The following is a 1,704-nucleotide window of genomic DNA, read 5'->3' on the forward strand; positions in this document are numbered from 1 at the left end:
CAGATCCGGTGCCGTCACGGCCGCGTTGACGATGGCTGCGTTTTCCTCAGGGGTTAGGGTTGGTGCAATCGCTGCCAGTGATGTCGGAATGGCACACGCCTTCGCCAACGCAATGGCCTCAAGCAATTCCTCATCGCTACGCCCTTCCAGAGCCAGCAAACAAAGATTGCCAAATCCCACCAACAGACCATGGCCGTAAGCACGCGTTTTATCGCACACGGTAAAGCCCTCGTAGAGCGCATGGGCTGCCGCCGCATGAGCGCCATTGCTCATCAACGAGGTCAACCCGGCAAACAAGAAGACGGCATCAAGCACCTGATCCAACGCCGGTGTTGCCTGCCGTTGCCGCACTGCATCACAGGCGGCGGCACCAAACCGGGCAATCTGTTGATAACAGAGCTGGCTGTTTGCCATGGAGGACGCACCAAAACCAGTGACATCTCTATCACCGCTAATGGCACGCAGTTCATACCATTTTGCCAGCGTATCGCCCAGCCCCGCCGCCAGCCAGCGCAGCGGCGCTGTGGCAAGAATATCGGAATCAATAATCACCGCGGCGGGTGCCACCGGCAGAGGGTACAGATCGCGAAAGTGACCGTCATCATGATAGCGAATGGTCAGCGGCGTCACCGCGGCACAGGTCGCTGCAATCGTCGGCAGGGTGATAACCGGGCGGGAAGTTTCCAGCCCGACGGCTTTGCCGGTATCCAATGCCTTCCCGCCGCCCACGACGATAATCACATCGGCAGCATGGGTTCGTACTGCTTGTGCCAGACGTAAAATCTGTGTTTCGCTGCACTCGCCGCCGTACCAGACATCAGCGCATTTGACCACCCCGACAGCCGCCAGTTGTGCATCAATCAGGGCTGATGTCCCCTCCAGCGCAGTCTTGCCACCCAAAACCACAGCACGTTTACCCAGCGCAGCGGCTAGGATGCCCAACTGGTTAATCGCGCCCGCGCCGCGTACCACGCGCGCGGGAAAGTAGACCTGTTGCATGTTATCTCCATGAATATTCTGTCAATTGGCCGACGCAGGGATTACTGCGCACACTGGCGCAACGCCGCGATACACTGTTGGTTGGCGGCCTCTGATCCCACCGAGATCCGGATCCATTGGGTGTATCCGGCTTCCAGCCAGGGCTTCACAATCACCCCGAAATGCAGTAAACGCTCAGCCAGTGCAGCGCTATCCTGCCCGACATTCACAAACAGGAAATTGGCCTGCGACGGCGCCACACACCATCCCAGGGCGTGCAGTTGCTCTCGGAGCCAGGCGCGCTGCTGCGTGACATGCGTGACGCTGCGAGCCACATGCGCCACATCCAGCAGTGCCGCCTGCGCCGCAGCCTGCGCCATACGATTGATATTGAACGGCGTGCGCACGCGATCGAGCAGTTCTACCATCTCAGCGTGACACGCCAAACCATACCCCACGCGCAGGCCAGCCAGACCGTATGCCTTGGAAAAGGTGCGCAACACAATCCACGGTCGCGTCTGCTGACGTAGTACGGAGAGGCTATCGGGATAATCAGGGTGTGCAGCGCAATACTCGTAGTAAGCCTCGTCGATCACCAACACGCAGTCCGGCGGCGTCATGGCAATCAGGCGTTCAAACCCTTCACGCCCCAACATGCAGCCCACGGGGTTGGAGGGATTACTGAACACCACCATTTTGGCCGGTTGTGACAGCGCCTGCGCCCAG

2 protein-coding genes are annotated in these 1,704 nt (G+C 59.5%); both read right to left on the reverse strand.

The features are described from left to right. Nucleotides 1-999 (reverse strand): iron-containing alcohol dehydrogenase family protein (locus J5224_RS26725; protein ID WP_264628188.1); only part of this gene is annotated, 999 nt, incomplete at its 3' end. A gap of 41 nt (nt 1,000-1,040) precedes the next feature. Continuing rightward, nucleotides 1,041-1,704, reverse strand: a 664-nt coding sequence (locus J5224_RS26730; protein WP_264628189.1) for an aminotransferase class I/II-fold pyridoxal phosphate-dependent enzyme, incomplete at its 5' end; no start/stop codon positions are given.

It is taken from the genome of Candidatus Symbiopectobacterium sp. NZEC135 (genome assembly GCF_025962695.1).